General features: G+C 45.6%; 23 protein-coding genes. 15 read left to right on the forward strand and 8 right to left on the reverse strand.

Annotated elements, in window-relative coordinates; genetic code table 11:
• The 5 genes from QUA80_RS28755 to QUA80_RS28775 all read right to left on the reverse strand — a co-directional run.
• The coding region (locus tag QUA80_RS28755) for an AAA-like domain-containing protein (RefSeq protein ID WP_333428383.1) at positions 1–344 on the reverse strand (344 nt) is incomplete at its 3' end.
• A 36-nt stretch (positions 345–380) separates the two neighbouring features.
• Entirely contained in the window at positions 381–2657 is a 2277-nt protein-coding gene (locus QUA80_RS28760) for an AAA-like domain-containing protein (RefSeq protein WP_333428384.1), read from the reverse strand.
• 414 nt (positions 2658–3071) lie between these two features.
• Complete coding sequence (locus QUA80_RS28765; RefSeq protein ID WP_333428385.1) at positions 3072–4457, reverse strand: serine/threonine-protein kinase; 1386 nt, start codon at positions 4455–4457, stop codon at positions 3072–3074.
• 29 nt (positions 4458–4486) lie between these two features.
• The gene (locus tag QUA80_RS28770; RefSeq protein ID WP_333428386.1) at positions 4487–7000 is read right to left on the reverse strand and encodes an ankyrin repeat domain-containing protein; all 2514 of its coding nucleotides are present in this window, start codon (positions 6998–7000) and stop codon (positions 4487–4489) included.
• A gap of 205 nt (positions 7001–7205) precedes the next feature.
• Positions 7206–7340, reverse strand: a complete 135-nt coding sequence (locus tag QUA80_RS28775; protein WP_333428387.1) for a DUF4058 family protein — start codon at positions 7338–7340, stop codon at positions 7206–7208.
• Between the two features lie 323 nt (positions 7341–7663).
• Here QUA80_RS28775 and fbp point away from each other — a divergent pair, with 323 nt between their 5' ends.
• From fbp to QUA80_RS28835, 12 genes are all read left to right on the forward strand, one after another.
• On the forward strand, positions 7664–8737 hold the full coding sequence (gene fbp, locus QUA80_RS28780) for a class 1 fructose-bisphosphatase (RefSeq protein WP_333428388.1): 1074 nt from the start codon (positions 7664–7666) through the stop codon (positions 8735–8737).
• A gap of 257 nt (positions 8738–8994) precedes the next feature.
• On the forward strand, positions 8995–10149 hold the full coding sequence (gene tal / locus QUA80_RS28785; RefSeq protein ID WP_333428389.1) for a transaldolase: 1155 nt from the start codon (positions 8995–8997) through the stop codon (positions 10147–10149).
• A gap of 261 nt (positions 10150–10410) precedes the next feature.
• On the forward strand, positions 10411–11940 hold the full coding sequence (gene zwf, locus QUA80_RS28790; RefSeq protein WP_333428390.1) for a glucose-6-phosphate dehydrogenase: 1530 nt from the start codon (positions 10411–10413) through the stop codon (positions 11938–11940).
• 159 nt (positions 11941–12099) lie between these two features.
• Positions 12100–13464: a glucose-6-phosphate dehydrogenase assembly protein OpcA gene (opcA, locus tag QUA80_RS28795; RefSeq protein ID WP_333428391.1), complete on the forward strand. Its 1365-nt coding sequence runs from the start codon at positions 12100–12102 to the stop codon at positions 13462–13464.
• 330 nt (positions 13465–13794) lie between these two features.
• On the forward strand, positions 13795–15381 hold the full coding sequence (locus QUA80_RS28800; protein ID WP_333428392.1) for a cobyrinate a,c-diamide synthase: 1587 nt from the start codon (positions 13795–13797) through the stop codon (positions 15379–15381).
• Positions 15382–15547: 166 nt separating this feature from the next.
• Positions 15548–16039, forward strand: coding sequence for an ureidoglycolate lyase (locus tag QUA80_RS28805; RefSeq protein ID WP_333428393.1), 492 nt, complete (start codon positions 15548–15550; stop codon positions 16037–16039).
• A 194-nt stretch (positions 16040–16233) separates the two neighbouring features.
• Positions 16234–17499: a cytosine deaminase gene (codA, locus tag QUA80_RS28810; RefSeq protein ID WP_333428394.1), complete on the forward strand. Its 1266-nt coding sequence runs from the start codon at positions 16234–16236 to the stop codon at positions 17497–17499.
• A 26-nt stretch (positions 17500–17525) separates the two neighbouring features.
• Complete coding sequence (locus QUA80_RS28815; RefSeq protein WP_333428395.1) at positions 17526–17834, forward strand: hypothetical protein; 309 nt, start codon at positions 17526–17528, stop codon at positions 17832–17834.
• Positions 17835–17845: 11 nt separating this feature from the next.
• Positions 17846–18298, forward strand: a complete 453-nt coding sequence (locus tag QUA80_RS28820) for a hypothetical protein (RefSeq protein ID WP_333428396.1) — start codon at positions 17846–17848, stop codon at positions 18296–18298.
• 98 nt (positions 18299–18396) lie between these two features.
• Complete coding sequence (locus QUA80_RS28825) at positions 18397–18852, forward strand: KGK domain-containing protein (protein WP_333428397.1); 456 nt, start codon at positions 18397–18399, stop codon at positions 18850–18852.
• A 120-nt stretch (positions 18853–18972) separates the two neighbouring features.
• Positions 18973–19149, forward strand: a complete 177-nt coding sequence (locus QUA80_RS28830; protein WP_015176516.1) for a DUF4089 domain-containing protein — start codon at positions 18973–18975, stop codon at positions 19147–19149.
• Positions 19150–19173: 24 nt separating this feature from the next.
• Positions 19174–20637 (forward strand): AtzE family amidohydrolase, encoded by a 1464-nt coding sequence (locus tag QUA80_RS28835; RefSeq protein ID WP_333428398.1) that lies wholly within the window; start codon positions 19174–19176, stop codon positions 20635–20637.
• Between the two features lie 11 nt (positions 20638–20648).
• Here the strand turns inward: QUA80_RS28835 and rpsU are convergent, their stop codons facing one another.
• The 3 genes from rpsU to QUA80_RS28850 form a co-directional block, all read right to left on the reverse strand.
• Positions 20649–20843 carry a 30S ribosomal protein S21 gene (gene rpsU, locus QUA80_RS28840; RefSeq protein WP_006632476.1) on the reverse strand — a complete coding sequence of 65 codons (195 nt, stop codon included), beginning with the start codon at positions 20841–20843 and terminating at the stop codon, positions 20649–20651.
• A 173-nt stretch (positions 20844–21016) separates the two neighbouring features.
• A protein-coding gene (gene prfB, locus QUA80_RS28845) for a peptide chain release factor 2 (protein WP_333428399.1) occupies positions 21017–22151 on the reverse strand; the annotation gives its coding sequence in 2 pieces (ribosomal slippage) (positions 21017–22078 and positions 22080–22151; 1134 coding nt in all).
• 66 nt (positions 22152–22217) lie between these two features.
• Positions 22218–23237 carry a PCRF domain-containing protein gene (locus QUA80_RS28850; RefSeq protein WP_333428403.1) on the reverse strand — a complete coding sequence of 340 codons (1020 nt, stop codon included), beginning with the start codon at positions 23235–23237 and terminating at the stop codon, positions 22218–22220.
• 258 nt (positions 23238–23495) lie between these two features.
• On the opposite strand from QUA80_RS28850, the gene QUA80_RS28855 reads away from it, so the two are divergent.
• The 3 genes from QUA80_RS28855 to QUA80_RS28865 all read left to right on the forward strand — a co-directional run bounded on the left by QUA80_RS28855 (position 23496) and on the right by QUA80_RS28865 (position 25857).
• Positions 23496–23804, forward strand: a complete 309-nt coding sequence (locus QUA80_RS28855) for a Uma2 family endonuclease (RefSeq protein WP_333428400.1) — start codon at positions 23496–23498, stop codon at positions 23802–23804.
• On the forward strand, positions 23792–24217 hold the full coding sequence (locus tag QUA80_RS28860; protein ID WP_333428401.1) for a hypothetical protein: 426 nt from the start codon (positions 23792–23794) through the stop codon (positions 24215–24217). The genes QUA80_RS28855 and QUA80_RS28860 overlap by 13 nt, the downstream gene beginning before the upstream one ends.
• A 953-nt stretch (positions 24218–25170) precedes the next feature.
• Positions 25171–25857 carry a sigma-70 family RNA polymerase sigma factor gene (locus QUA80_RS28865; protein WP_333428402.1) on the forward strand — a complete coding sequence of 229 codons (687 nt, stop codon included), beginning with the start codon at positions 25171–25173 and terminating at the stop codon, positions 25855–25857.
• Positions 25858–25978 lie beyond the last annotated feature (121 nt).

A 25978-nucleotide genomic window follows, 5' to 3' on the forward strand; every position in this document is an offset into this window, starting at 1 on the left:
GAGAGTAACCTATTCTGCTCCCACCATTCATCTAAATCAAAAACGTCATACAAATCTAATCGGCTGACGATGCTATCAATAGCGCCTGCATACCACTCTTCTGGCGTAATATCTGAGGTGCCAATTTCTGTGATATCAATGCTACTACAGGCGATTTCCTCTGCTTGTAACCGCTGCATTGTCCGCACTCGCAGTGATGATTTTCCCATTTGTCTGGCATTGAGAACATAGCAGAATTCTCCGGCTTTTAAAGCTTGATAAAGTTCTTCATCCGCTTTTCTAGTTACATAAGTTGGGGCGTTGGCAGGTAGGCTACCTCCAACTTGATATTGATAATCTTTCATAGGTCTTTGTTAATTCATAGGTAGAAAATCAGAGAATCAAGGAATCAATTTGTACAGCCGTACAGGTTCAGGAATTCCTTTTAAGTGTTGCATACCTAAGTCAATCACATTTAAAGATAAATGGGTTTTAACGACTTGATAAACTGTCTCAGAAATACAGATTCCTCCTGGCTCTGCTTTCCCTTCTAAACGAGCAGCTAAATTTACACCAGCCCCCCTAATATCCTTCTCAAAAGAGAATATTTCCCCCAAGTGAATACCAATCCGGTGTTGCAGGACATGACTCGGAGGTAAGGTTGTAGCAGCTTCGGCGAGACTTCGCTGTATTTCTAGGGCACAGGCAACTGCTTTTACGGCACTTTCTGGAAAGCAAATTAATAAACCATCGCCCATTTCTTTAAGGACTTTGCCTTGATGTTTAGCGCAGATGCCTCGGATGATGTTGAAATCTCGATTCACTAATTCTAGTGTCAGCTTTTGGTTGGCAACTGATAAAGCGGTGGAATTAACTACATCAGAAAAAATAATAGCTGCTAAATTACTCTCTAGCAAGCTTGATCGGTTATTAGGTGGTTGCACAGCAGTCATATTCGCTCGGGGAGAGGCTAGGCGATCGCGAAAATATTGACGGTACAAACCACACAATGGGATTACAGCATTTCCCTGAAATTTGATCAACCCCATGCTTCGCAATTTAAAAGCCTCTCCGGTGTGAATCTCTACAGGTTGTTCGCTGTTAATAACTTGTCTAATTGTTGCTGCTAGTTCTGCATCTGTTTCCAAGTTAACTAAATGCCGCCGTAAATGATCGTAGTAAGGGCTTTCTTCAGTAGGAGCGACTTTTAGCAAGCGATCTAAGGTCATTCTCCCCCTGGCAATTTGGTAGAGAGCAACTCGCACTAAATAAGGATGACCGCCCACCATTTCCATCAGGTCACAAATCTCTTGATTTGACCAATTTAATCGGTGTCGATGCACTAAATCTGTTACTTGTCTCTGATTGAGTTCAGGTAACTCTACGGGCAATCCCACGTTAAATGGCGACTGATTAATATTGAGAGGGATATAAACTTCTTGAGAGTGAGAAATAACTAACCTCAGCTTTTTCCAAACTTCCTCATTTTTTCCCCGCTCGTGCCAAGCTCGCAATAATCCAAAGAAGTCGGTGGCTATTTCGGAATGCTGAAAAATCCGATCGACTTCATCTAACCCTAAAACAACAGGCCGATCGCTGTCAGATAGTAGATAGCGTTGGAAATACTTGGTGCTTTTATTTTTACTGCCGAGAACGCCTTTCCAATATTCCCCTAACCTGTCTTCTAAATTTAATTCATTGGTAATCTCACCGCAAAACCACTGCAACAACTCATCAAGATTGGTGAGAAAACAGCCATCAGCCCATTGAAAGTTTAAATAAGCCGTTTGATATCCCTCTTTCTTGGCGCGGTCTAAAATTCGCTGCACTAAGGAAGTTTTTCCCATTTGCCGGGGGGCTTTGATTCGGATTAAAGCTCCGGGCTTAACAATAGTTTGGTAGCAGTCAGATTCGATGGGAGGCCGATCGATATATAGGGGTGAATCTAAACTAACAGAACCTTCGGGGTTGTCTAAGTTGAGAAGAGGAAAGGGAGGTGCGGCGATCGATCGCCTATTTTCCACCGCAGGCGACGACTCCTCAACGGTATCGCTAACAGAAGCATCGCACGATCGCTCCGCTGCATCCAACTCAGAAAAATCCGACTTCTTCTTTAATACCGGCGTAAGTTCTTCGGGAATTCCTGCCATGCTGATGCTAACGCAACCCAGCTTATAGGCACGTTCGATCGAATCCCCCGCCGCCAACGAATCGTAAAAACCTACAGCAAATTCCCGTGCGGCCCGATCTCCCACCGCTTGGTTCATGCCGATCACGTAGGGAATGTGACGTGCGATCGCCTCAGCTTGCACTTCTGAATAGCAAGCGTTGAGTATTACGCACTCCACGTACTCCTTAAACGCCTCAAACAAAGCTGCCAAAGCTTTGGTATTGACCAGCTTAATTTGTCCCGCCTCATCTTCCAACGCTAAACCGCCTTCTCCTGCACCATGCCCCGAGAAATGCACAATCTCTGGTTGATAATCTAATATGGCTCGCTGCATTTCTCTTGGCGTCACCGCCCACTGTTGCTCAAGTTGGAACTTGTCGCCCTTTTTAGAGCGTTGCAACCCCTCTGCAATTTCCTTCGCCTCTTTCTGTAAGTCCACAGGGGTGGTATTTTTGGGGTTGGCTGCCAAAAACAGGATAGTTTTTTTATTTCGAGTAGAAATACTCATCTATCGAACCTTCACGCTTAGGAGATACAGGAGCTTAACGACACTACCCCAGTCAGGGCGAGATATTTCTTGCCTTGACGGTATTTAAGCACAAATATCTTTATTTTTGTTGGTCAGTAAACCGGCAGAAACGATCGCCCTGAGTTAAGCATAACCAATCGAAAAGGCGATCGCGACTCTCAACTAATCTTTTAGCTACGTATTCAAGAAGTGCGATCGCCTTCCCCTTTTGCAGTCCTATTTCATAAATATCGAGATTCTTTATAGTTTTATTCTCATGCCCGACCCAGGATTTTTTGATAATTATTATTGCCTAAATTAGTACATAAAATATTCTATACTTTCGCATTTATTTAATCCACGCACTCCGAAAAAAACGGGTTTTTGATCGACTCTGTGGATATCAACAATGATTTATTTTAGTTTACTTAAACAAGCACTCAATTCCTTTACCAACCATTCTTTATCAGCTTGCGGCAAAAATAAGCCAAAACAATAGTTACGCGACTTGGCGCGAATCCGGCAAAAACTAATCGATTTTTTGAGCAATGGCAGATGAATTCCGCTCAACTTTACCCGCTGGATATCTTGAGGACTGATTTGAATTGATCTAGTAAATAGACAAGAAGCAATCCAACACAAGCACATCAAAGCATAAAATACGGTAAATATTATTACAGCTTGGATTGATATAAATACAAATAGCTGAAAGAATTTATCTAACCAGTCGGCTACAGTGTATTTAAACAAGCTAACTCTCGAGTTCGGCGGTACGGCAATGAGCGTTAGGGGTGAATAAAAAAATCCCAGAATCAAAGAAAAGGGAAGTAAAAATTTATAACTCCGATGAATGAACTGGAAAAACCCTTTGAGTTTGCTAGGGAAACGATCGGGGTGTATATGGATGAATAACCACCGTTTCGCGTCAATTAAAGTAATTCGGGATTGGGGCGAGCGCTTAAACATTTTGTCGGGATTAATCGCGCTTGGCTGTTCCCCTCGCAGCGCTGATAAAGCATCTTTTGCTGAGTGAAATCGATCTTCAATTGCGGGTTCAATTATGTTTTCTAACCAGTCGGCTAACTCTGTAGAAATAGAGACGCGATCGCGGAATTTTATCTTCTGCTTTTGTCTGGGTAGATCGGATGGAAATTTCTGGGTTAACAGGAAAAGCAGCGTTGTGCCTAATCCATACAAATCTGTTGATAATACAGCTTTTCCTCTGAATTGTTCTGGTGCCATGTAACCGTAGGTTCCGACAACGGTACTGCCTCCTGTAACGGTATGATGGTAAGTATTTTGAACTGCGCCAAAATCAACTAGGAAGACTCGCCCATTTTTTTGCATAATAATATTTTGGGGCTTGATATCTCGGTGGATAGTAGGAGGTAACAGCGATTGCAGATAAACTATAATTTCTAGCACTTTAGAGGCGATATGACGAACTTGCGCTTCATTGGGTTTCCAGCCATTTTCTATCAATTGTGCGAGAGATTTTCCCGGTGCGAGTTGTTGGGCGATATAAAAACAACGATCTTGGGAAGTATCCACTTGAAAGTAGTCAATGTAGCGAGGAATTCCCGGATGATTCAATCCCGATAAAGTTTTTGCTTCTCGTTCAAATAACTCGACTTTCTTCCATTCAGTTGTCAGACGCAGGGATAAAGCTTTGAGTGCAACTTTTTGATTGCTGTTTAAATCTACAGCAGCATAAGTAATCCCAACTCCACCCTGTCCTAATTTGCCGAGAATGCGATATCTTTCAGCAATAATTTTTTCCGATTGTTGTACTGTTTCCATATTTTTCTGCCTGGGTTGATTTTGGATAATTAGTCTGTTGCGCCGCGAGAGCTGAGTATTTTGGCTGCTGGGTCTCGGTCGGGGTTCCAGTTGGTTTTTACTATCTTGAGTGGCGTGTCGCCATAGCAGTTTGTAGCGTCAATTTTTGCACCTTTAGCAAGTAGCAATTTTAAGATTTCTACCGTGCCATAATGTGCTGCTTTATGCAGTGGAGTTGTGTCACATATATTATCTCTGTTATTGACATCTGCACCGTTGTTAATTAGCAGTGCAGCAATATCATTGTGTCCGATCGCGATCGCTTGATACAATGGAGTTTGACCGTTCTCATTTCTAACGTTAACCCTGGCGCTATTAGCAATTAGCAGTTCAGCGATATCTTGAGAGCCTTGAGCAACAGCAAGATGCAGGGGAGTTTGAAGCAAGTTATTTTTGGCATTAACGAATGCACCTTTGGCAATGAGTTGTTTGGCTACATTCTCAAGTTTGAAATCGACAGCGATATGCAGTAAAGTTCTGCCTTCTTTGTCTTCACTATTAACATCTGGGTTTTTACTAATTAGCAGCGCCACTGTATCCTGAAGTTTCAGGTCTACGGCGATATCCAGTGGAGTTGTTCTTTGATTATCCTTGATATTAATTTCTGCACCTTTAGCAATCAGCAATTTTAAGATTTTTACAGTGCCATAATGTGCGGCTTTGTGCAGTGGAGTTGTGCCTGATCCATCTATATTATTGACATCTGTACCGTTGTTAATTAGCAGTGCAGCAATATCATTGTGTCCGATCGCGATCGCTCGATACAATGGAGTTTGACCTTTCTCATTTCTAGCGTTAACACTTGCACCATTAGCAATTAGCAGTTCAGCGATATCTTGAGAGCCTCGATCGACAGCTAGGTGTAACGGAGTATTTCCAGATTCGTCTATAGCGTTGATATCCAGCATTAGCAAAGCAGCAACTTCTTTTGTGGTTGCATAGTGCAGTGGAGTCCTTTTGTAACTATCCCGGACAACAACATTTGCGCCGTCGTTAATTAGCTGTTGTACCAACTCCTTAAAGCCTATTTTGGCTGCATTATGCAATAAAGTTGTACCCTTACCATTTCGAGCATTGTCTTCTTTGATGTTAATTTTTGCGCCCGCAGCAAGTAGTATTTGTGCGATCGCCTTCGATCGCGCCGTATGTAGAGGAGTCATGCCATTTTTGTTTTTGGCATTGACATCCGCACCTTTAGCAATCAGCAACTTGGCCATTTCAGGCGATCGGGCAAAGAACAGAGGAGTTATATTAAAACATTGACTTCCTGTCCCGGCGTTAATATCTGCACCTTTAGCAATTAGCGTCTGTGCTACTTTTATGCGATCAAACATAGCAGCGAAGTGTAATGGGGTCCAGCCATATCCACCCTTAGCGTTGACATCTGCACCTTTGGCAATTAACAATTCTGCCACCTCTTTTGAGCCAGCCAAGTGTAGTAAATTCTGGTTATTTACCCTGGAATTAGCATTAATGCCAAGATCCAGATAATGCCTAACAGTTTGAGTATCTCCCCGTTCAACAGCCTCGACAACTGCATTGGGTGTAAATCCAATCCGGTTGAGGATGGGATATTTAAAGTGATTGAAAACGGCAACAGTAGCAATAGCAGCAATTCCTATTTTGAGGCGCTTTTTCCATTGCGTCGGATTTGATTTAACGCTAACTGTTCGAGGATTGCGAAGCAATTCAAGCGCTTCTTTTGCCGATCGAAAGCGGTTTTCTAAATCTGGCGCGATCGCTTTTTTTAACCAATCGGCAAATGCTGAAGAAATCTGAATTTGAGAGCGAAAATCTCCCTCTAGTATATTTGTTGGTAATTCGGCCGGGGAACGGTGGGTTAGTAAATACAACAACGTCCCTCCTAAACCATATAAATCTGTTGCAGGTACGGCTTGTCCGAGAAATTGTTCTGGAGCCATATAACCGTAGGTTCCAACTACGGTACTTCCTCGCATTAAAGTGTTATAATAAGTGTTTTGCACTGCTCCAAAATCTACTAAGCAGACTTCCCAGTCTTTTGGTTTGCGGGAATTGATGGGGGATTTGAAAACAATATTTTCGGGTTTAATATCCCGGTGGATAACAGGTGGTGTCTGTGAATGGAGATAAACTAATATCTCCAAAATTTGTGTGGCAATACCTTTAATTTCCGACTCACTAGCGTGCCAGCCACTTTCGACTAAACTTGCTAGAGATTGCCCTTGGGCCAGTTCTTGTACTATATAAAAACAACGGTTATCGGGAGTATCGACATAAAAATAATCCAAATAACGCGGAATTCCCGGATGATTCAATTTTGATAAAACATTGGCTTCTCGTTCAAATAGTTCCAGGACTTTCCAGTCATTCATCTTTTGTAAAGACAAAGATTTGAGTGCGACTCGCTGGTTTGTTTTGAGGTCAATGGCTTCGTAAGTTGTGCTACTACCGCCTTCTCCGAGCAGATTTTTAATCTGATAGTGGTTGACTAAGTTATGGGGAATTTGTGAAATAATATCCATAGCATTATCATGGGTTGATGAGTACCAAAAAACATTTTCTATTTGGGTTTTTACAAGCAAAATCTTGAGAAATTTAGGCAATGTAAGTTGAGTGTTTGAGTATATTTCAAACAAGTCAATAGAAAAGTCAATGACTGACTCTGTTTATTTGCTTAAATTTTAATTACCGTATTTCTATGGATAGCTTACCCAGAGTTTTGGAGTGTCATATCACCTTTAGCGAAAATTTGCCTACGGGATCTGAATCGCAATCAATCCGATAATCATAGTCGGCGCGATCGTAAATGCCTGCAAGCAATTCCGGCAAATTAACAATAGGTTCTACATCTTCTTCGCGCAAAGGAAGTTGTCGGTCTTTTTGAGATGCTAACCAACGTTCGTAGGCTTCTCTATCGCCACTTTTTCTCTCAGCGCCCTCTGCGTCCTCTGCGGTTAATCAAAAAAAGTAGTGATTTTGGATACAATTCTCGACTCAACAGTCGATCGAACGCCTCAATTTTCCATGGGGATCTAAAATTCACCTAAAGTTCGACGCCCTTTCGCAAAACCCTCCCTAAGATAGAAGTTAGGGGACGATCGGTCAAATAGCCGATACAGGAGCAAGTGTCAAGCACCTGAAAAATCCCAAACCCAGAGCCGCAAGACAGGGAGGACATCAAAATCATGGTAAACGCGCCGACAGGGGAAGCCCGACTGGGCCCGATCGATCAGGTGCAAGCCCTAGACCGCGATTGCACAACCCTATCTCGTCACGTACTCCAGCAACTCCACAGCTTTTCAGCAGATGCTCAGGATCTCAGTGCCCTGATGAATCGCATCGGGCTGGCGGCAAAGCTGATCGCGAGGCGACTCAGCAGAGCCGGGTTAATGGAAGATGCTTTAGGGTTTACAGGGGCTGTGAACGTGCAGGGAGAATCCGTCAAAAAGATGGATATCTATGCCAATGAAGTGTTTATCTCGGTATTCCAGCAAAGCGGACTTGTCTGCCGCTTGGCTTCGGAGGAAATGGACAAACCCTACTACATTCCCGAAAACTGTCCGATCGGGCGTTACAGTCTGCTCTACGACCCCATAGACGGTTCTTCCAATCTTGACATCAATCTCAATGTCGGCTCCATATTCAGCATCCGCAAGCAAGAGGGGGACGATGCAGACGGTTCTGCTTCCGACTTGCTGCAACACGGACACAAACAAATCGCAGCAGGCTACGTGCTCTACGGCCCGAGTACCATGCTGGTTTATTCGATCGGTCAGGGTGTTCATTCCTTTACCCTCGACCCGAGTTTGGGCGAGTTTATTCTAGCTAACGAAAACATTAAGGTTCCCGATCGCGGCCCGATTTACAGCGTTAATGAAGGTAACTTCTGGCAGTGGGAGGAATCTTTGAGGGACTACATTCGCTACGTACACCGCAGCGAAGGCTACACCGCCCGGTACGGCGGGGCTTTGGTGGGAGATTTCCACCGGATTTTATTTCAGGGAGGCGTGTTTTTGTACCCCGGAACGGTGAAAAAACCCGAGGGCAAATTGCGTTTGCTCTACGAATCTGCTCCTTTGGCGTTTTTGATGGAGCAAGCCGGCGGGCGCGCCAGTACGGGGACTCAAGACATCTTAGACGTTGTGCCGACCAAACTGCACGAGCGATCGCCCTTGATTGTCGGCAGTAAAGAAAATGTAGCGATGGTCGAGTCTTTTATTCAAGATCGAGCGCGCAATCCTAGAACAGTCCAAGAGTGAAGGAAGTTCGGCAACGGATTGTGTAACGGATGTAACGGATGTAAAGGATAGAAGGAAGTTCGGCAACGGATTGTGTAACGGATGTAACGGATGTAACGGATGTCAGCAAAAAGGAAGAAGGAAGAGGGTTTTAACTTATAACTTTCGACTCCCAATTACCAATTCCCGATTGCCAATTTTCACTTTTCACTTTTCACTTTCCAAGTCCCAATTTCCAAGTCCCAATTAACAGCTATCAAATTGTAGGAGTTACAGTAATGACAGCAACACCAACGAATCACCTGTTAGAAATCAAAGAAATTGGCCAAAGTATCTGGATGGACAATTTGACTCGCGATCTGATCGAGTCCGGCGAACTCAAACAGATGATTGAAAGTAGGGGACTGCGCGGGATTACATCTAATCCGGCTATTTTTGAGAAAGCGATCGCGGGTAATGTGATTTACGACGCGGATATCGAAGCTGGCATCCGGGCGGGCAAATCTGTTATGGAGATTTACGAATCTCTGGTATTTGAAGATATCCGCAACGCTTGCGACATCTTCGCCCCAGTTTACGCAGAGTCGAATGGTTTGGACGGTTACATTAGCATTGAAGTGCCACCGACGATCGCCAACGACACAGAAAGCACGATTAGCGAAGCCATGCGCTACTATCACGCGATCGGCAAAGAAAACGTGATGATTAAGATTCCGGGAACCGCTCAAGGTTTGCCCGCAGTCGAGCGAGTCATCAGCGAAGGCATTAACGTTAACGTGACTTTGCTGTTCTCGGTTGACAGCTACGTCGAAACTTTCTGGGCTTACATTCGCGGTTTGGAAGCGCGGGCGGCTAAAGGTTTGGATGTGAGCAATATTGCTTCTGTTGCCAGTTTCTTCTTGAGCCGGATCGACATCAATATCGATGGCAAGATTGACGAGAAACTCAAAAATGTCACAGATATTTCCACAAAAGCTAAACTGGAAGCAGTGAAGGGGAAAATTGCGATCGCCAATGCGAAGATCGCTTACCAGAAGTATAAAGAGATCGTAGCGAGCGATCGCTGGCAAGCTTTAGCAGCCAAAGGAGCGAAAGTGCAGCGCTTGCTGTGGGCTTCCACCAGCACCAAAAACCCCAACTACAGCGATGTCATGTACGTCGATGAATTAATCGGTCCCGACACGGTTAACACTTTGCCGCCGAACACCGTTGAAGCTTGTTTCGACCACTGCGATGTCGCACCCCGGATTGAGAGCAACGTTGCAGAAGCTTACACGCTGATCGAAAGTCTCAAAGATCCCGACATCGATATCAACTTGGACAAAGTGATGGCAGACTTGCTCCTCGACGGGATTGAGAAATTCGTCACCCCGTTCCAATCCCTGATGAATTCCTTGCAAGAGAAAGTGCAGAAGTTGTCACCCGTCGCCTAGACAGATATCTGTATCCTGAAAGGCAGAAGCATTTAGGAATCAGAATAGATAATTATTTGGGTTCTTAAATGCTGAGTTTTAAATTTTCTCTAGGAATTTTGAGATTAATGAGTGTCAGAGTTCCTAGAGAGCAAAATCACCTGCCTCCTCTAGCAGTATGAAGAACCGATTAACTCTCCGACCCAGGAACTAGCAGAAATGACCGCAAACTATCACGGTGTCTTGGCAGAGTTAACAGCACTAGAACAAGGAAAATAAATAATGGTAACGCTACTTGAAAATCCACTAAGGGTCGGTTTGCGAAAAGAACGGATGCCAGAACCGCAAATTCTGGTAATCTTTGGAGCTTCGGGAGACCTAACTCAGCGCAAACTCGTACCGGCAATTTATCAGATGAGGCGCGATCGGCGTTTGCCGCCGGAAGTTACAGTGGTAGGTGTAGCCCGCCGTCCTTGGAGTCACGATTACTTCCGAGAGCAAATGCGGGAAGGGATCGAAGAATTTGGCGGCGGCATTGGCAATGAAGAAATATGGAAAGATTTCGCTAAAGGTTTGTACTACTGTCCGGGCGACATTGACAACCCCGAAAGCTATGAAAAACTCAAAGCTTTCTTAGCGGAACTCGACGAAGAAAGGAGAACTCGCGGCAATCACATATTTTATCTCTCGGTTTCCCCGAACTTTTTCCCAGAAGCAATTAGGCAACTGGGCGCGGCTCAAATGCTGACCGATCCGGCAAAACACCGCTTGGTAATTGAAAAACCCTTCGGCCGCGACTTGAGTTCGGCAAAAGCTCTCAACCGAGTCGTGCAGAAGGTTTGCCAAGAACAGCAAGTTTACCGGATCGACCACTATTTGGGTAAAGAAACGGTTCAGAATTTAATGGTATTTCGGTTTGCCAACGCGATTTTTGAACCGCTGTGGAACCGGCAATTTGTCGATCACGTACAAATTACAGTTGCAGAAACAGTAGGCGTAGAAGACCGGGCCGGTTACTACGAATCCTCTGGGGCGTTGCGGGATATGCTGCAAAACCACTTGATGCAGATTTTCTGTTTGACGGCGATGGAACCGCCGAACTCGCTCGACGCTGACAGCATCCGCACCGAAAAGATGAAAGTTCTGCAAGCAACTCGCTTGGCAGATTTGAATAACTTGGACTTCTGTGCGATTCGGGGTCAATATTCCGCAGGTTGGATGAAGGGCAAACAGGTGCCGGGGTATCACGAAGAACCGGGCGTTGCTCCCAACTCGACAACGCCGACTTTTGTGGCGATGAAGTTTACTATCGACAACTGGCGCTGGCAGGGAGTGCCTTTTTACCTGCGAACCGGCAAACGGTTGCCGAAAAAAGTCAGCGAAATTGCGATTCAGTTTCGCGAAGTGCCCCTGATGATTTTTCAGTCGGCGGCCCAACAAACTACCCCCAACGTTTTGACTATGCGCGTGCATCCGAACGAGGGGATTTCGCTGAGGTTTGAGGCGAAAATGCCGGGGCCGGATTTGCGGACGCGGACGGTGGATATGGATTTCAGTTACGGTTCTTCTTTTGGGGTGACATCTTCGGATGCTTACGATCGACTGTTAATTGACTGTATGCTGGGCGACCAAACTTTGTTTACCCGTTCGGATGAAGTGGAAGAAGCTTGGCGGGTGGTAACGCCGGCGCTGATGGCTTGGGAATCGTCCAACGACCAAGATTTGGTTCCTAAATACGAAGCGGGTACTTGGGAACCGGCGGAAGCAGAACTGCTAATTAACAGAGACGGCCGCAAGTGGCGCAGACTTTAAAAGTCAGTCGATTTTAGATTTTAGATTTTAGATTTTAGATTTACTGCACAGATGAATCTGAGAGCTGAAACTAGGGTCGAAAATTTTGGGATCTCCAGGACTACTGAACTAATGACCGATGACTGATGACTAAAAACTCACAAAGGAGAGAAAAGATTTATGACGATGACACCGATGAAAGCTCCGCCTCTGGTTTCGCTGCAAAATCCTAAAGATGTGTCGCTCGACCAAATAGAGGCCGAATTGAGTCAAATTTGGGAAAGTTACAGAGAATCTGGTTCAAAGGGCGATGTTTCGATCGCTAGTAGGGCAACAACTTTTACTTTTGTAGTCTACGAACCGGAAGAGACTCAGCGCTTATTGGCGGATCTGGGGTTTTACGACGGACCGGTGGACGGTATTAGCGGGCCGATGACGGCATCTAGCATCAGGGCGGCTCAAAAAGCTTACGGACTGCCCAGAACTGGCAAAGCTAACGCTGAATTGCTGGCGACTTTGCGGGAAGAAGTGGCTCGCAAAAATTCCAAAGGCGAGGAGATGGGATCTAGTGGCTTGGGTTCCGGGGGTTCGGGGGTGGCTGACGCGATTGTAGCTGCCAATCCCTGCCGGATTATTGCTCTGTGCCCGACGGCGGGGGAAGATACGGGGGTGCAGGCTCAAGTGGCTGCTTATTGTCCGGTTCACCAGCGCACCACTGGCAATCTGATCTGCTGCGAGTACATTACGCTGCGGGGTACGGAAGCTGCTTTGGAACGGGTGAGCGGTATCGTGACGGCGTTGACTATCGCTGATTTGCCGACGCTGCTGTGGTGGAAAGCGAATCCTGATGCCGAGCGAGGTTTGTTCCAGCGGCTGGCGGCAATTAGCAGTTCTGTGATTGTTGACTCTAGCAGCTTTGCCGAGTGTGAAGCGGAATTGCTGTTGATGCAAAGTCTGATCGAGCAGGGCATTCCGATCGCGGATCTCAATTGGCGCCGGCTGGCCGCGTGGCAGGAGTTGGCTGCTGAGGCTTATGACGCCCCGGAACGCCGCGCTGCGATTCGGGAAATCGATCGGGTGACGATCGATTACGAACAGGACAATTCTACTCAAGCGCTGATGTATTTGGGTTGGCTGGCGAGCCGGCTTCAGTGGCGTCCTGTTGCTTTCAAACAGGAAGAGGGCGATTACCAAATCAAGCGAATTAAATTCGCCGGGCCGGACGAACGGGTTGTAGAAGCGGAGTTGGCTGCTATTCCTACTGCTGATACGGGCGATGTCCCGGGCGATTTGATTGCTGTGCGTTTGAGTTCTACGAACGAGAAGGCTGACTGCGGTACGGTTCTGTGTTCGGAAGTGGGCGGCTGCATGCGGATGGAAACGAAGGGCGGCGCTCAAACCGATCGGTTTAACCAGGTGAGTCCTCTGTTCGATCAGGTGACGGAACAGTTGCTGGGCCAGCACTTGCAGAGTTGGGGCCGGGACGTGCTTTACGAAGAAAGTTTGGCAGTGACGGCTCAAATGCTGAAGTTGGCTAAGCGGTAAATAGAAGGAAGAAGGAAGAAGGAAGAAGGAAGAAGGAAGAAGCAAGACGGATTGAGTTAACATTCAGTGGGGCAGGCAATGTCTGCCCTACTTTTTTAGGAGTTGTGAGTTATAAGTTATGAGTTTGAATTAATCATGTTCTTTGACTCAAAACTCTAAATTACTTCCCAAAAGCCACGAAATTACCTATATTCTTCTCATGCTTCCTTCGCGGTCTTCGCGTCTTCGCGGTTCGTTAAATAGGTATTAGTTGAGAAGTTCAAGACCAATACTCATAAATAATTTGATCGCCGGGCTGCTTTCTGTATTTTTTGTGAATAATTTAGAACTATGGCTTTAGTAATTGCTGGTGAACGTAGCGGTGCGGGAAAGACTACTGTGACGATCGCCCTTTTAGCTTTTTTAATCCGCCGCGGCTTGAATGTTCAGTCTTTTAAGGTTGGTCCCGATTACATTGACCCGATGTTTCACGCTTTTGTTACTGGTCGCCCCTGTCGCAATTTAGACCCGGTATTAACGTCTGAATCTTATGTAAAAAAGTGTTTTTCCCGTCATATTCAAGATGTCGATTATGCCTTAGTTGAAGGGGTAATGGGTTTATTTGACGGTGTTTCTCGGAAGCATGAAGAAGGAAGTTCGGCAACGAGCAATGTACGGGATGTAACGGATAGAAGTTCGGCAACGATTGTACGAGATGTAAAGGATTTAAGGAAGCCAGAAGGAAAACAACACTATTCTATTTCCTTTGCTTCTACGGCTCATGTTGCTTATTTGCTGAATTTGCCGGTATTGTTTGCGATCGATTGCAGCAGGCTGTCTGGTTCTGTGGCTGCGATCGCCCACGGTTTTCGTTCTTTTAACCCTGACCTTAAATTCGCTGGTTTGGTGCTGAATCGGGTGGCGAGCGATCGACATTTGGAACTGCTTCAAGATGCTCTCCAACCGCTCAATTTACCTATTTTGGGCGTTTTGCGTAGGGATGAGGCTGTTACTATTCCCGATCGACATTTGGGTTTGATTCCTGCTGAGGAGTTGCCGAATCTTCACGCTGCGATCGATAAGTTGGCCGATTTGGCTGCTGTTAGTTTTGACTGGGAGCAACTTTTGCCTTTGTTGGCTGCAACTCGAAATGCGGGGGGTGAGGGGTCTGAGCAACTTTTGGGTAGGCACAGTCTCCCTTCGGGAATTATAACTCAAAAAGATGATGTTGTCAACTCTTTGGGAAAACAATTTGGAGTGAGGATTGCAGTTGCGCGCGATCGGGCTTTTAATTTTTACTATCAGGACAATCTTGATTTGTTGGAAGAGTTGGGTGCAGAGTTAGTATTTTGGAGCCCGCTTGATGACTCGGTTTTTCCCGACAACGTGCAAGGGTTGTATTTTGGCGGCGGTTTTCCCGAAGTGTTTGCTCAAAAATTGAGCGGTAATGTTTTAATTCGGGATGCGGTAAGAAGTGCGATTTTTTCGGGAATGCCCACTTATGCTGAGTGCGGCGGTTTGATGTATTTGTGCGATTCTATTGTAGACTTCGACGGCAATTCTTGGCAAGGGGTGGGAGTATTGGAAACTGCTGCTGCGATGGGAAAGCGGTTGACGCTGGGATACCGAGAAGCTGTGGCGGTGAGGGATAGTTCGGTGTTAACTGCTCTTGATGAGGTTTGGGGACATGAGTTTCATCGATCGCATTTAACTGTGGAACCGAGTAATCCAGTTTATCACAGTTGGAGGTACGGGAAACGGGGGGAAGTTGAGGCGGTTGCTGAAGGTTGGGGAGTTTGTCGGGTACACGCTTCTTATTTGCATTTGCATTGGGGTGCTCGACCTGATATTCCGGCCCGTTTTTTGCAGCAGTGTGCTGAGTTTGATTGTAAGGTTGATACAGAAACCGCAGATGTCAGGCAGATAAACACAGATTAACGCAGATAAATTTCAAGAAGGGCGATCGAATGAAAGCAATCTTGTTTATTTTTTTGTGGGCTGAGTCGAAAGGTTGGTTTTTAGCTGCACTCAAGGTAGAAATAAAGTGGTCTTACTATTTATATTAGAATATTTATGACGGAGAAAGCTAGGGAGGTTAGGATTTATGAGCGAATCAATTTTGACTAAGCAGTTATCCGCACAATGGGTGACACCGGAGAATTTTCGGCGTTACGGTCAAGTTATCTTTGCGGCTGTTGATGGCAAGTCTTTCGATGCTGATGATGCTCAGTTAAACTTGCAAAATGGCATTCCTAGATTTTACATTATGCGACTGCAGGAGAAAGGTCGCAAGTTTGGCAAAATTACGCGGCACAGTCAATGTACTCAGTGTTTGGGTTCTTTAGAGGGGAAGGATTGGTTGATGGCGGTTGCACCTCCTGGGGATAGCTATAAACCTAGTTTAGAGGATATGGCTGCTTTTCGGATTCCGGGCAATTGTTTTATTAAGTTAGATGTGGGGACTTGGCACGCTGGGCCGTATTTTGATGCGGATTTTGTTGATTTTTACAATCTGGAATTGAGCGATACTAATGTGGTTGACCATTTTAGTTTTGATTTGGTAAAAAATCACAATCTGGAGTTTGAGATTGTCTGATGTTGGCGGTTTGTAGTTGCGCTTTTTTCTGGGTGATTGTGGTTATAGGTGGGTTTTTAAGTAAGATTTTTTAACCGCAGAGGGCGCAGAAGACGCAGAGGAGGAGAAGGAGGGGGTTCGCAAGTGATTAAGGGATTCTTTTGGCTTCACTAGGAAGGATAAAGTTTACAATTATTAAATTAAGTGCAGTTGTCATGCCCGAGCAAAAGTATAGCATTGTTCTGCGCGAATGTCGTTTGTTAGGTGCGAGCGACAGTCAAACAGTGGATATCGCCATAGATGGGGACAAAATAGCGGCCGTATCGCCGCAGATTCCCGAATTGGGAGAATCCGAAATTGACGTTGGAGGAAAATTAGTCAGTCCTCCTTTTGTGGAGTCGCACATTCATCTCGATTCGGCTTTGACTGCGGGGGAACCGCGATGGAATCAAAGCGGCACTTTGTTCGAGGGAATTCAAATTTGGGGGGAACGAAAGCAAAGTTTAACTCTGGATGATGTCAAAAAACGGGCTGTTGAAACTTTAAGGCTGCAAGCGTCTCAAGGGATTTTGTTTGTCAGGAGTCACGCTGATGTTAGCGAACCGACGCTGACTGCTTTGCAAGGACTTTTGGAAGTTCGAGAACAAGTGAAAGATTGGATGACTCTGCAAGTTGTGGCTTTTCCCCAAGACGGGATTTACGGAAGTCCAGAAAATGACAAACTTTTAGAGAAATCTCTGGATATGGGTGCGGATGCTGTGGGCGGGATTCCGCATTATGAGTTGACGCGGGAAGATGGGGTGAAGTCGGTTGAGCGAATTTTTGAACTTGCTGAAAAATACAATAGATTAATAGATGTTCACTGCGATGAAATCGATGATGAACAGTCGAGATTTTTGGAAGTTGTAGCAGCTTGTGCGATTAGAAGCGGGGCGGGTTCGCGGGTGACGGCAAGCCACACGACGGCTTTCGGTTCTTACAACAATGCTTATGCCTTGAAGCTGATGGGAAGTTTGGCAAAATCGGGAATTAATTTCATCGCCAATCCTTTAATTAATATCACCCTGCAAGGCCGCGCTGATACTTATCCCAAACGCCGCGGGGTGACGCGAGTTAAGGAGTTGTGGCAGCAGGGATTGAATGTGAGTTTTGGCCACGACTGCATGCAAGATCCTTGGTATAGTTTAGGTACGGGAAATATGTTGGATGTCGCTCATATGGCGGTTCATGTTTGTCAGATGACGGGAATGGCTGAAATTGCAGCTTGTTTTAATATGGTGACTGTCAACGGTGCTAAAACTCTCAATCTGGGAGATGAGAATTATGGGATAGAGGCGGGGAAACCTGCAAATTTAATTGTGTTAGATGCTGAGGATTGTTATGATGCAATTAGGAGGCGCGCTGCGGTTCGGTATGTGATTTCGCGGGGGAAGTTGCTGGCGGAAACTGCACCTGCTAAAATTAGTTTCTACGGTATTTGACAAACAATATTTGAAGCTGTTAAATTGTGAATCAAGGTGCTATTCCCGATGAGAGTCCGAGAAATTTGCAGGAGCAACTTCTGTTGCAAGATGCTAAGGCTGGTAATTGTAGAGCAATTCAGGGCGGGCCTGACGATATACTAGGGGATGTTTCCAGATTGGTTGCCCTCTATGGAGGTAATCCCGAAGACTGGTACAAAATAACTAGCATTCAGGCTTTTGTAATTAATGGGGCTTCCGTACAAGTGCACTGGTTTGAAAATGCAAAAATTTTCCAACAAGTTGAATTAAAGTTTAAACGACAATATCCTAAAATAGCACCTAAGAATTTATAGGTATAGAAATTATGATTGTTCGCTGTATTGCTAATACTGGGAAAGACTTACCGGAAAATTATATCGATCCGGCAAGAGGTTATACTAAAAAGATTGAATTGCCGTTAACGGTTGGCAAGGAATATGTTGTTTATGCCATCCGATCGTGGCAAGGAATAGTTTGGTACTATATTTGTGATGATAATTACAGCTATTATCCCATACAGACTCCGGCACCGCTGTTTGAAGTAGTTGATAACCGAGTTTCTAAGTATTGGCAGTTTATGCTTGACCCGAATGGGGTGTTAAGGTTTGCTTTTGAACAGTGGTTTACTGACCCTTGTTTTTATGATAAGCTGACGGATCAGGAAGAGGCGGAGGTGGAGATTTTTGAGAAGGTTAAGGAATTGATGGATGCTGAGGATTTTACTTTGCCTCCGCTGGATGTTGCCGTTGAGAAGTTGCGGGAAACTGTCAGTGTTTGAGTGGGAAAGTGCGAAAGTCAATTTATTTTGTTAACCAGCTTGAATCAGATAGCTTGAAATGGTATCAACTAGTAATCAGCAGAATTTGGTGAAATAAAATGAACGAAAAAAATGAAATCAATAGAAGCTATGAGATACTAGATGGCGATGATGATGTTTTGTTATTGGGGAAAGCTACTTTTACGGTGCGCCGATTGAAAGAGCTAGCCGCTAGTAAGTTGAGGAGTATACTTGATATTTCTGTAGATAAGGATCGATATCATACGATTTCTACGATGATGGAAGAGCTACAGATTAACGAAGAAACAAAAATAAGGGGAGGGAATATAACCTGGAAAACCTCTCAACAAGGAATCGCTTGTCAAATTCTCAAAATTGGTTCTAAAGGTTGGAAAAAAGGAAAGCTTCAAATAGAAATTAATGGAGGTTTAGAATATTCTGGGAAAACGCAGACATCTATAAAGTTTTTTCCAGATGAACCACTAGAGCCAAAATCGCCTTTAGATGATATCAGACAATCCGAGGAATACAAAAAACTGAGCAATAATAACTGACTGCCCGATCGCGATTACAATACAATAATCGATCGCACTTATATCTGAATCTGAGATTTTCAACCGCAGATGAGGGCAGATGTACGCGGATGAACGCTGATGTTGTTTTGGGAGGGACTCATGGTAAATGTCGAAGAATATGTCGATCGCACGGCTGAACTGATAAACTTACCCTTAGACCCGGAACATCGGCCGGGGGTTGTGGTAAACTTCGAGAGGATTGCTGCGATCGCCCGACTCGTTACTGAATTTCCTTTACCTCCAGAAGTAGAAGTCGCGCCGGTGTTTGAACCTTAGATTTTTAACCGCAGATGAGGGCAGATGAACGCGGATGAACGCAGATGTTTTTTAGAGAGGGCTGATGCGGTTGCTACGGCAGCGGCTGTTAAATGTGGTAAGGTTACTGCTACAGTGGCGGTAAGTGCTGCTTTGGAACGGATTGCTGTTAAGGATAAGGCTTTTAATTGTTTTACTGCAATCACTGCATCAAGCGCACTCGCAGCAGCCGAAAATATAGATAGTTCGATCGCAAATAACGAAAACCCAGGCCCTTTAGCAGGCGTTCCCTTCGCTGTCAAAAACCTGTTCGACATCGGTGGAATTACTACTCTAGCTGGGTCAAAAATCAACGCTGGCAATCCTCCGGCTACCCAGGACGCGGCGGTGGTCGCCCGACTCAAACAAGCCGGGGCTGTGCTCGTGGGTACTCTCAACATGGATGAGTACGCCTACGGTTTCGTCACCGAAAACAGCCACTACGGCCCGACTCGCAATCCCCGGGATACTGCGCGCATCGCTGGCGGTTCCAGCGGCGGTTCCGCAGCAGCAGTCGCCGCCGGTTTTGTACCCTTCACTCTCGGTTCTGATACTAACGGTTCCATCCGCGTACCTGCTGCTTTGTGCGGTGTCTTTGGGTTTAAGCCTACTTACGGCCGTTTGTCGAGGGCTGGCGCTTATTTATTTTCGGGTAGTTTGGATTGTGTGGGGCCGTTTGGGCGATCGCTCCGAGACATCGCACTGCTGTACGATATCCTGCAAGGCCCTGATTCTCGCGACCCAGTTTGCACTCGACGCCCGCCAGAACTTTGTTCGCCGCAGTTAAATCAAGGCATCGAAGGATTGCGAATTGCTGTTGCTGACGGGTATTTCGCTACAGGGGCCGAACCGGAAGCATTGGATGCTGTAGAAATAGTTGCTAATGCCTTGACAAATGTCTTGGATTGTGGTATTAAAACTGAAAAAACAACAAACCCCCCAAAAATAGGGGGGCTTGCAACTGTCAGCATACCGGAATCCGATCGCGCCAGGGCTGCGGCGTTTATCATTACCGCTTGCGAGGGGGGAAACTTGCATTTAGACAATTTGCGATCGCGCCCTCAAGACTTCGATCCGGCGACGCGCGATCGCTTTTTAGCGGGAACCCTGATCCCTGCGACTTGGTACTTGCAAGCCCAGAGATTCAGACAGTGGTACCGCGATCGAATGCGCGAAATATTCCAACAAACAGACATCATCCTCGCACCCGCCACCCCGATTGCTGCCCCTGAAATTGGCGTCGAGAAAATGGTAATAGCCGGACAAGAAATCTTAGTGCGTCCCAATCTCGGACTGTTCACCCAACCCCTATCATTTATTGGCTTGCCCGTTCTTTGCGTACCCGTACAGCGGCCGGGCGCTTTGCCCTTGGGGGTACAAATTATTGGTGCGCCCTACAGCGAAGCGGTGATTCTCCGAGTCGCTGCGGTACTAGAATCGCAAGGCATTATATCTGCCCAATCAATTTAGTGCTAATAATTCTAGGGTTTGTTGTTGCGGTGAAAGCGTCTCTTAGTCCTTCTGGCAATAGCTTTGCGCTTCTGCTTTTCCAACGGGGTTTCAAAGTGGCGGTGTTTTCTCATGTCGGGGAAAATACCCGCTTTAGAAACTTGTCGCTTAAACCGTCGCAGGGCTGACTCAATCCCTTCATTTTCGCCTATTACAACTTGGGTCATTATTTCTCCTTAGTGTTTGTCAGATCAATTTTTATCATATCAAGGTTTTTGGCCGCGCGACCTGTTGGAGGTCGGGCGATCGGCCAAAACCCCAAAATTATAGCAAATCCGCTGCCATCACCGCTCTTGATTCTTGAGTCTGCACAGGCAGACTTTGTATGTCAAAGCGCCAATTATATTCGCGCGGTTGAATCGGTTTGGGCTACCAACTGATTTTCCTGCCGCAGGTAAGCTTGAATAAACGGGTCTAATTCGCCGTTCATCACATCTGCGATGGCGGTTGTTTCCACTCCAGTACGCAAATCCTTGACCATTTGGTATGGGTGAAAAACATAATTGCGAATTTGGTTGCCCCAAGCTGCCTCCACCATGTCGCCGCGAATCTCGGCAATTTCCGAAGCCCGCTGTTCCTTAGCAACCACCAACAGTCTAGCTTTGAGTAATGCTAGAGCTTTTTCTTTATTTTGCAACTGACTGCGTTCTTCAGTGCAGCGGACGGCCAAACCGGTAGGAAGGTGAACGATGCGGACAGCAGTTTCTACCTTGTTAACGTTTTGCCCGCCCTTGCCGCCAGCGCGGGAAGTCGTGATTTCCAAATCTTTTTCTGGAATTTCCAACTTGACGGATCGATCGAGAATTGGCATCACTTCAACGCCCGCAAAACTGGTTTGACGCTTGTCGTTAGCATTAAAAGGCGAAATTCTGACCAAGCGGTGAGTGCCTTTTTCCGATCGCATATAACCGTAAGCGTAGCGGCCGACAATTTCCAAAGAAGCAGATTTAATACCTGCTTCCTCTCCCTCGGAAATTTCCATTAAATGTACTTTGTAACCTTGACTTTCCCCCCAGCGGGTGTACATCCGCAGCAGCATTTCTGCCCAATCTTGAGCATCTGTGCCGCCGGCCCCGGCGTTAATCGTCAAAACGGCGCCGCCTTCGTCGTAGGGCCCGGATAGTAATTGTTGCAGTTCCCACTGGTCGAGTTCGCGGCTTAACTGAGAAAGACTCGATGAGGCTTCTTGGAAAAGGGACTCGTCGGCTTCTAACTCCAGCAGTTCTAAAATAGCTTTAGCATCTTCCAAGCTCGTTTGCCAGCCGCGGTATTGGTCTAAATGAGATTTGAAGTCATTAAGTTCTTGGAGGGTTTCTTGAGCTCGATCTTGGTCGTCCCAAAATGCTGGTTGGGCGCAGATTTGCTCTAAGTCTTGAATTTTGGCTGTAAGTGCGGGGATGTCAAAGATAGTCCTGGGTTGTACCCAGTCGATCGGACAATGTTTCGATATTGTGTTTGATGTCTAGAACTTCCACTGTGAGTTCTCCTAGTTGTGGGCTGTATTTTTGAGTTTAGCTGAAATTTTGCTCTAAATGTGCAAATCAATTTTTCAGCAGCACACCAGCTTTGATAAATGAGTCAAGTTTGCCGTCGAGCACCTCGGCGACGGCTGTTGTTTCGATTCCTGTACGGAGATCCAGAACTTTGCCCTGGTTCGCGCTGTCGCTGGCAAATTGATATTCCCGAATTGGTTGGTTAAGGAGTGTTTTTAGGCGATCGACCTGAATGTCTGAAATTTCTGAAACTTCCTGACTTTGCATAGTAGCAAACAGTTTGCTTTTGAGAAGCGACAAAGCCATTTCTCTATTTAGCAGTAGGCTCCGCTTTTCGGTAGATAGTGCATAAATACCAGTAGGAACATGAACCATCCTCACCCAAGTTGGGACTTTCCCGGAAATCACGTCGCCAGGAGGCAAGATTATTTCTAAATCCTGTTGTGGAATCTCAAGTTCGACATTAATTGGCACAACTTCCACCGTCGCTGTAGTCTGCCGCTTTCCGGTAATATTCAAAGGCGATGTACGTTGCAGTCGGTGCATTCCGGTTTCTGACTTGAGATAGCCACAAGCGTAACGTCCGTCTATTTGCAAAATTACAGAATTAATTTGTCCATATCTCCCTAGCGGCGATTCTCCAACAAACGCAACTCTATAGCCTCGGTTTTGTCCCCAACGAGCATACATTCTCAGCAACATTTCTGCCCAGTCTTGAGCATCTAAGTCATCTATTGCTGCATTAATTATCAGGTAGGCTCCGTTTTTGTCGCAAGGCCCGCTCAACAATTGCTCTAATTCACACTCTTCTAGAGAGCAGTTAAGTTGAGCTAAATTAGTTTGAAGTTCTTGCTCTAGTTCGTCGTCTGCTTGAAATTCGAGTAATTCCACTGCTGATGTGGCATCTCCTAAACAAGTTTGGCACTGGTTGAGCTTTGCCTGGTAGGATTGGAGTGCGTCTAGTTCTTGGAGTATCCGTTCAACTGTGTTGGTGCTGTTGCCCGATTCCGGCTGTGCTGCTAGCTGTTGTAACTTTTGGTTCTCGGCGGTTAGTTCTGAGCTAAAGATAGTCTTGTAGACTGGTTAGGCGATCGCACAATGTTTCGAGATTGTGTTTGATGTGTAGAATTTCCACGATTAATCCTCATGGTTTTGAAGTGTTTTACAAATTATAGCTGAAATTAGGATATTTCAACAAAATGTTATTGTTTCTTCGTAATTAGATATCCTGCGAACCAGTTGAATTGAAAATTTTACCGCATTAAAAATAAAAAAAGTTTCTATAATCTAAAATCAGGTTAACGATATCGATGGGAGTTAACTGCCATGATTTCCCCAGAACTAAAATTAAGCTTGCCGTCCACCGAAGACCTGCCCTGTTCGGACGATACCCCTGTGGATAACGAAGACCAGAATCTGCTGCCGAACCTATTGTTGTTTGTCCTGACCGGCATTTGGTCGGCTCGCATGGATTGGTACTTTGGGGTGGATATGGCGGTGTATCACACTACAGGAATCAGTCCCAAAGTGCCTGTTCCGACGGGTTTCTCAGTTTGGGGGTGGAGCGCCGAAAAGGGGGCAAATCTCGCCGCAGCTATGCTGTCTGGGAAGAAAACGAGGTTGTGCCGATCGTAGCATTGGAAATGGTGTCTCACAAACCCGGTGGGGAGTACGACGATAAAATGTCGATTTATGCCGGTTTAGGAGTTTTGTACTACATTATTTACAACCCCGAATTTTGGCGGCGCGATCGGCATCAACCGTTTGAAGTGTACAAGCTGATTGACGGGCAGTACAGGCAGCAGATTGGCGAACCCTTTTGGATGCCAGAAGTGGGACTGGGCATAGGGCGATCTCAGCAAGTTATTGGGGGCATCGAGCAAGAAATTCTGGTGTGGTCCGACGAGTCAGGAAATGCTTATCCCCTGCCCGATGCAGCGGCGGAACAGATGCGCGAGCAGTTGAGGGTAGAACGACAGCGAGCCGAACGCCTAGCTGAGTATTTGCGATCGCAAGAGATCGATCCTGATAACCTACCTGAAATCTAACTTGAAATGCGATCGCTTTACCCGATTAAAACCAGCGTCCCGATAGAATTAACAACGTTCCCCCATCGCTCCCGCGTAATACTTCCTCGATTTGTTCTGTGAAACAGTGAATTGGTATTAGCCACTTTCCATTGCTAATAGACTTCTGCCCAAGTCTATCTGCGATTATGCGCGAGCATCCCATCCCTGCAAATTTAAAGAAGGGTGAGGAGAGTTTATATCTAAATGCTCCCCCGTTCCTGTGTTCCGCCGCTCCCCCAGAGACCGTATTTTTACAAAAACCTGTTTTTTGGAACCAACCTTTAGCTATAGTTGGGCAATTAATTGACCAATATAGTATATTGACAAAACCAACTAATTGTGCAATTTGCGCTCATAGCAATATAACTTTACACAAACATACCAACTTTATCTATATTCTCGTTGAGCTAAACAACTGATATAATAGAGGAGCTTTTTGGTGAATGTCCGCTTACAGTAATTGGGCTCTTGTCCTTCTACCCTCTGCTATCTGCATCACAGCCGAATTGTATTAACTGCCTGTTTTGGAAGCATAAGAATCCTTAGCGTTCCTTGCTGTGTGCATACTACTCAAATGAAGTCACTACATGAATGTTGACGAAGTTCTGGACACTGTAGAACTTCGTCTGCTATCTACGCAACTGAGTTCCCTTGAGCGCTTAATCCTGTGTCAGTCATGGCTCGGACACGCTTATAGAACCTATTTGAGATCTATTGCTGTAAGCGTAAGCCCTGTGCGATATGGATTTGGGCTCTTTTGCCACCATCGCCCCATGATTTCTCGTCTTGTAGCTATTGAGTTATGTGAGACGACTTGTTTGTCTGCCTGATTTTTTCAGAAAAGCTCTCAAAGGGGTTCTATAAAGATGCGCTAGTTTCCGAGTTACCGAATTTTTTCATGATTTCCACGATCTCATCAACTTGATAGGGATATGAATTTAGATTCTCAAGTAACTACGTTTTCAAGGGATAGCTCGGAAGATATCAGCACGGTTTTTTGGTCACTTTGGCAGCCGTATAAAAATGATCTTTATCGTTGCTGTTTCAAGTGGATGAACTATAACCCAACCGATGCTGAAGATGCCCTCAGTCTGGCGATGCTCAAAGCATGGGAAAAGGTACAAAAGTATGAGGGGAAAATTCCTAATTTTAAGGCTTGGCTGACGCTGCTGACTCGTAATCTCTGCATTGATATTCATCGCGCGCGCTCGCGCGCCGGGACAAAAGTGGAGAATATAGAAGCGATCGCCTCTGTCGAGGAAATAGAACTGGTTTCTCTGCACGATACGCCCCTGGGCGCTCTGGAGAGGGGCGAGAAAGAGATGGTGGTTCGCAGCGCGATCGATAACTTACCCCAGAAGATGCGCGAGACTTTTATCCTGCACTTTTATCAAGAACTCTCTCATCAAGACATTAGCCAACAGCAAGATATTTCCTACCAGAATGTCTCCAAACGCATCTCCCAAGCGCGGGCTATTCTGCGAAAAGAGTTAAGGGGATATTGGGTGGGGGATGATTCTACTGATGGGGAGGAGTCTCCAAAAAAGGAAGAGTCGAAAAAGAGGGTGCGAGTTGAAGCTAGTGCGATCGAGACTATTATCCAGGGTAAACGCATCTAAATTAAGTTGACAGAAAATCATTTTTGTGCATAATTTATTTTTTTAAAAAACCATTCTTAAAACTCTTAAATCTGATGCAATTAACCCAGTTAAAATCGAGCTTTAAGAACTTCTGAAGTCT

The sequence above is a fragment of the Microcoleus sp. F4-D5 genome (genome assembly GCF_036704885.1).
Lineage (GTDB): Bacteria > Cyanobacteriota > Cyanobacteriia > Cyanobacteriales > Microcoleaceae > Microcoleus.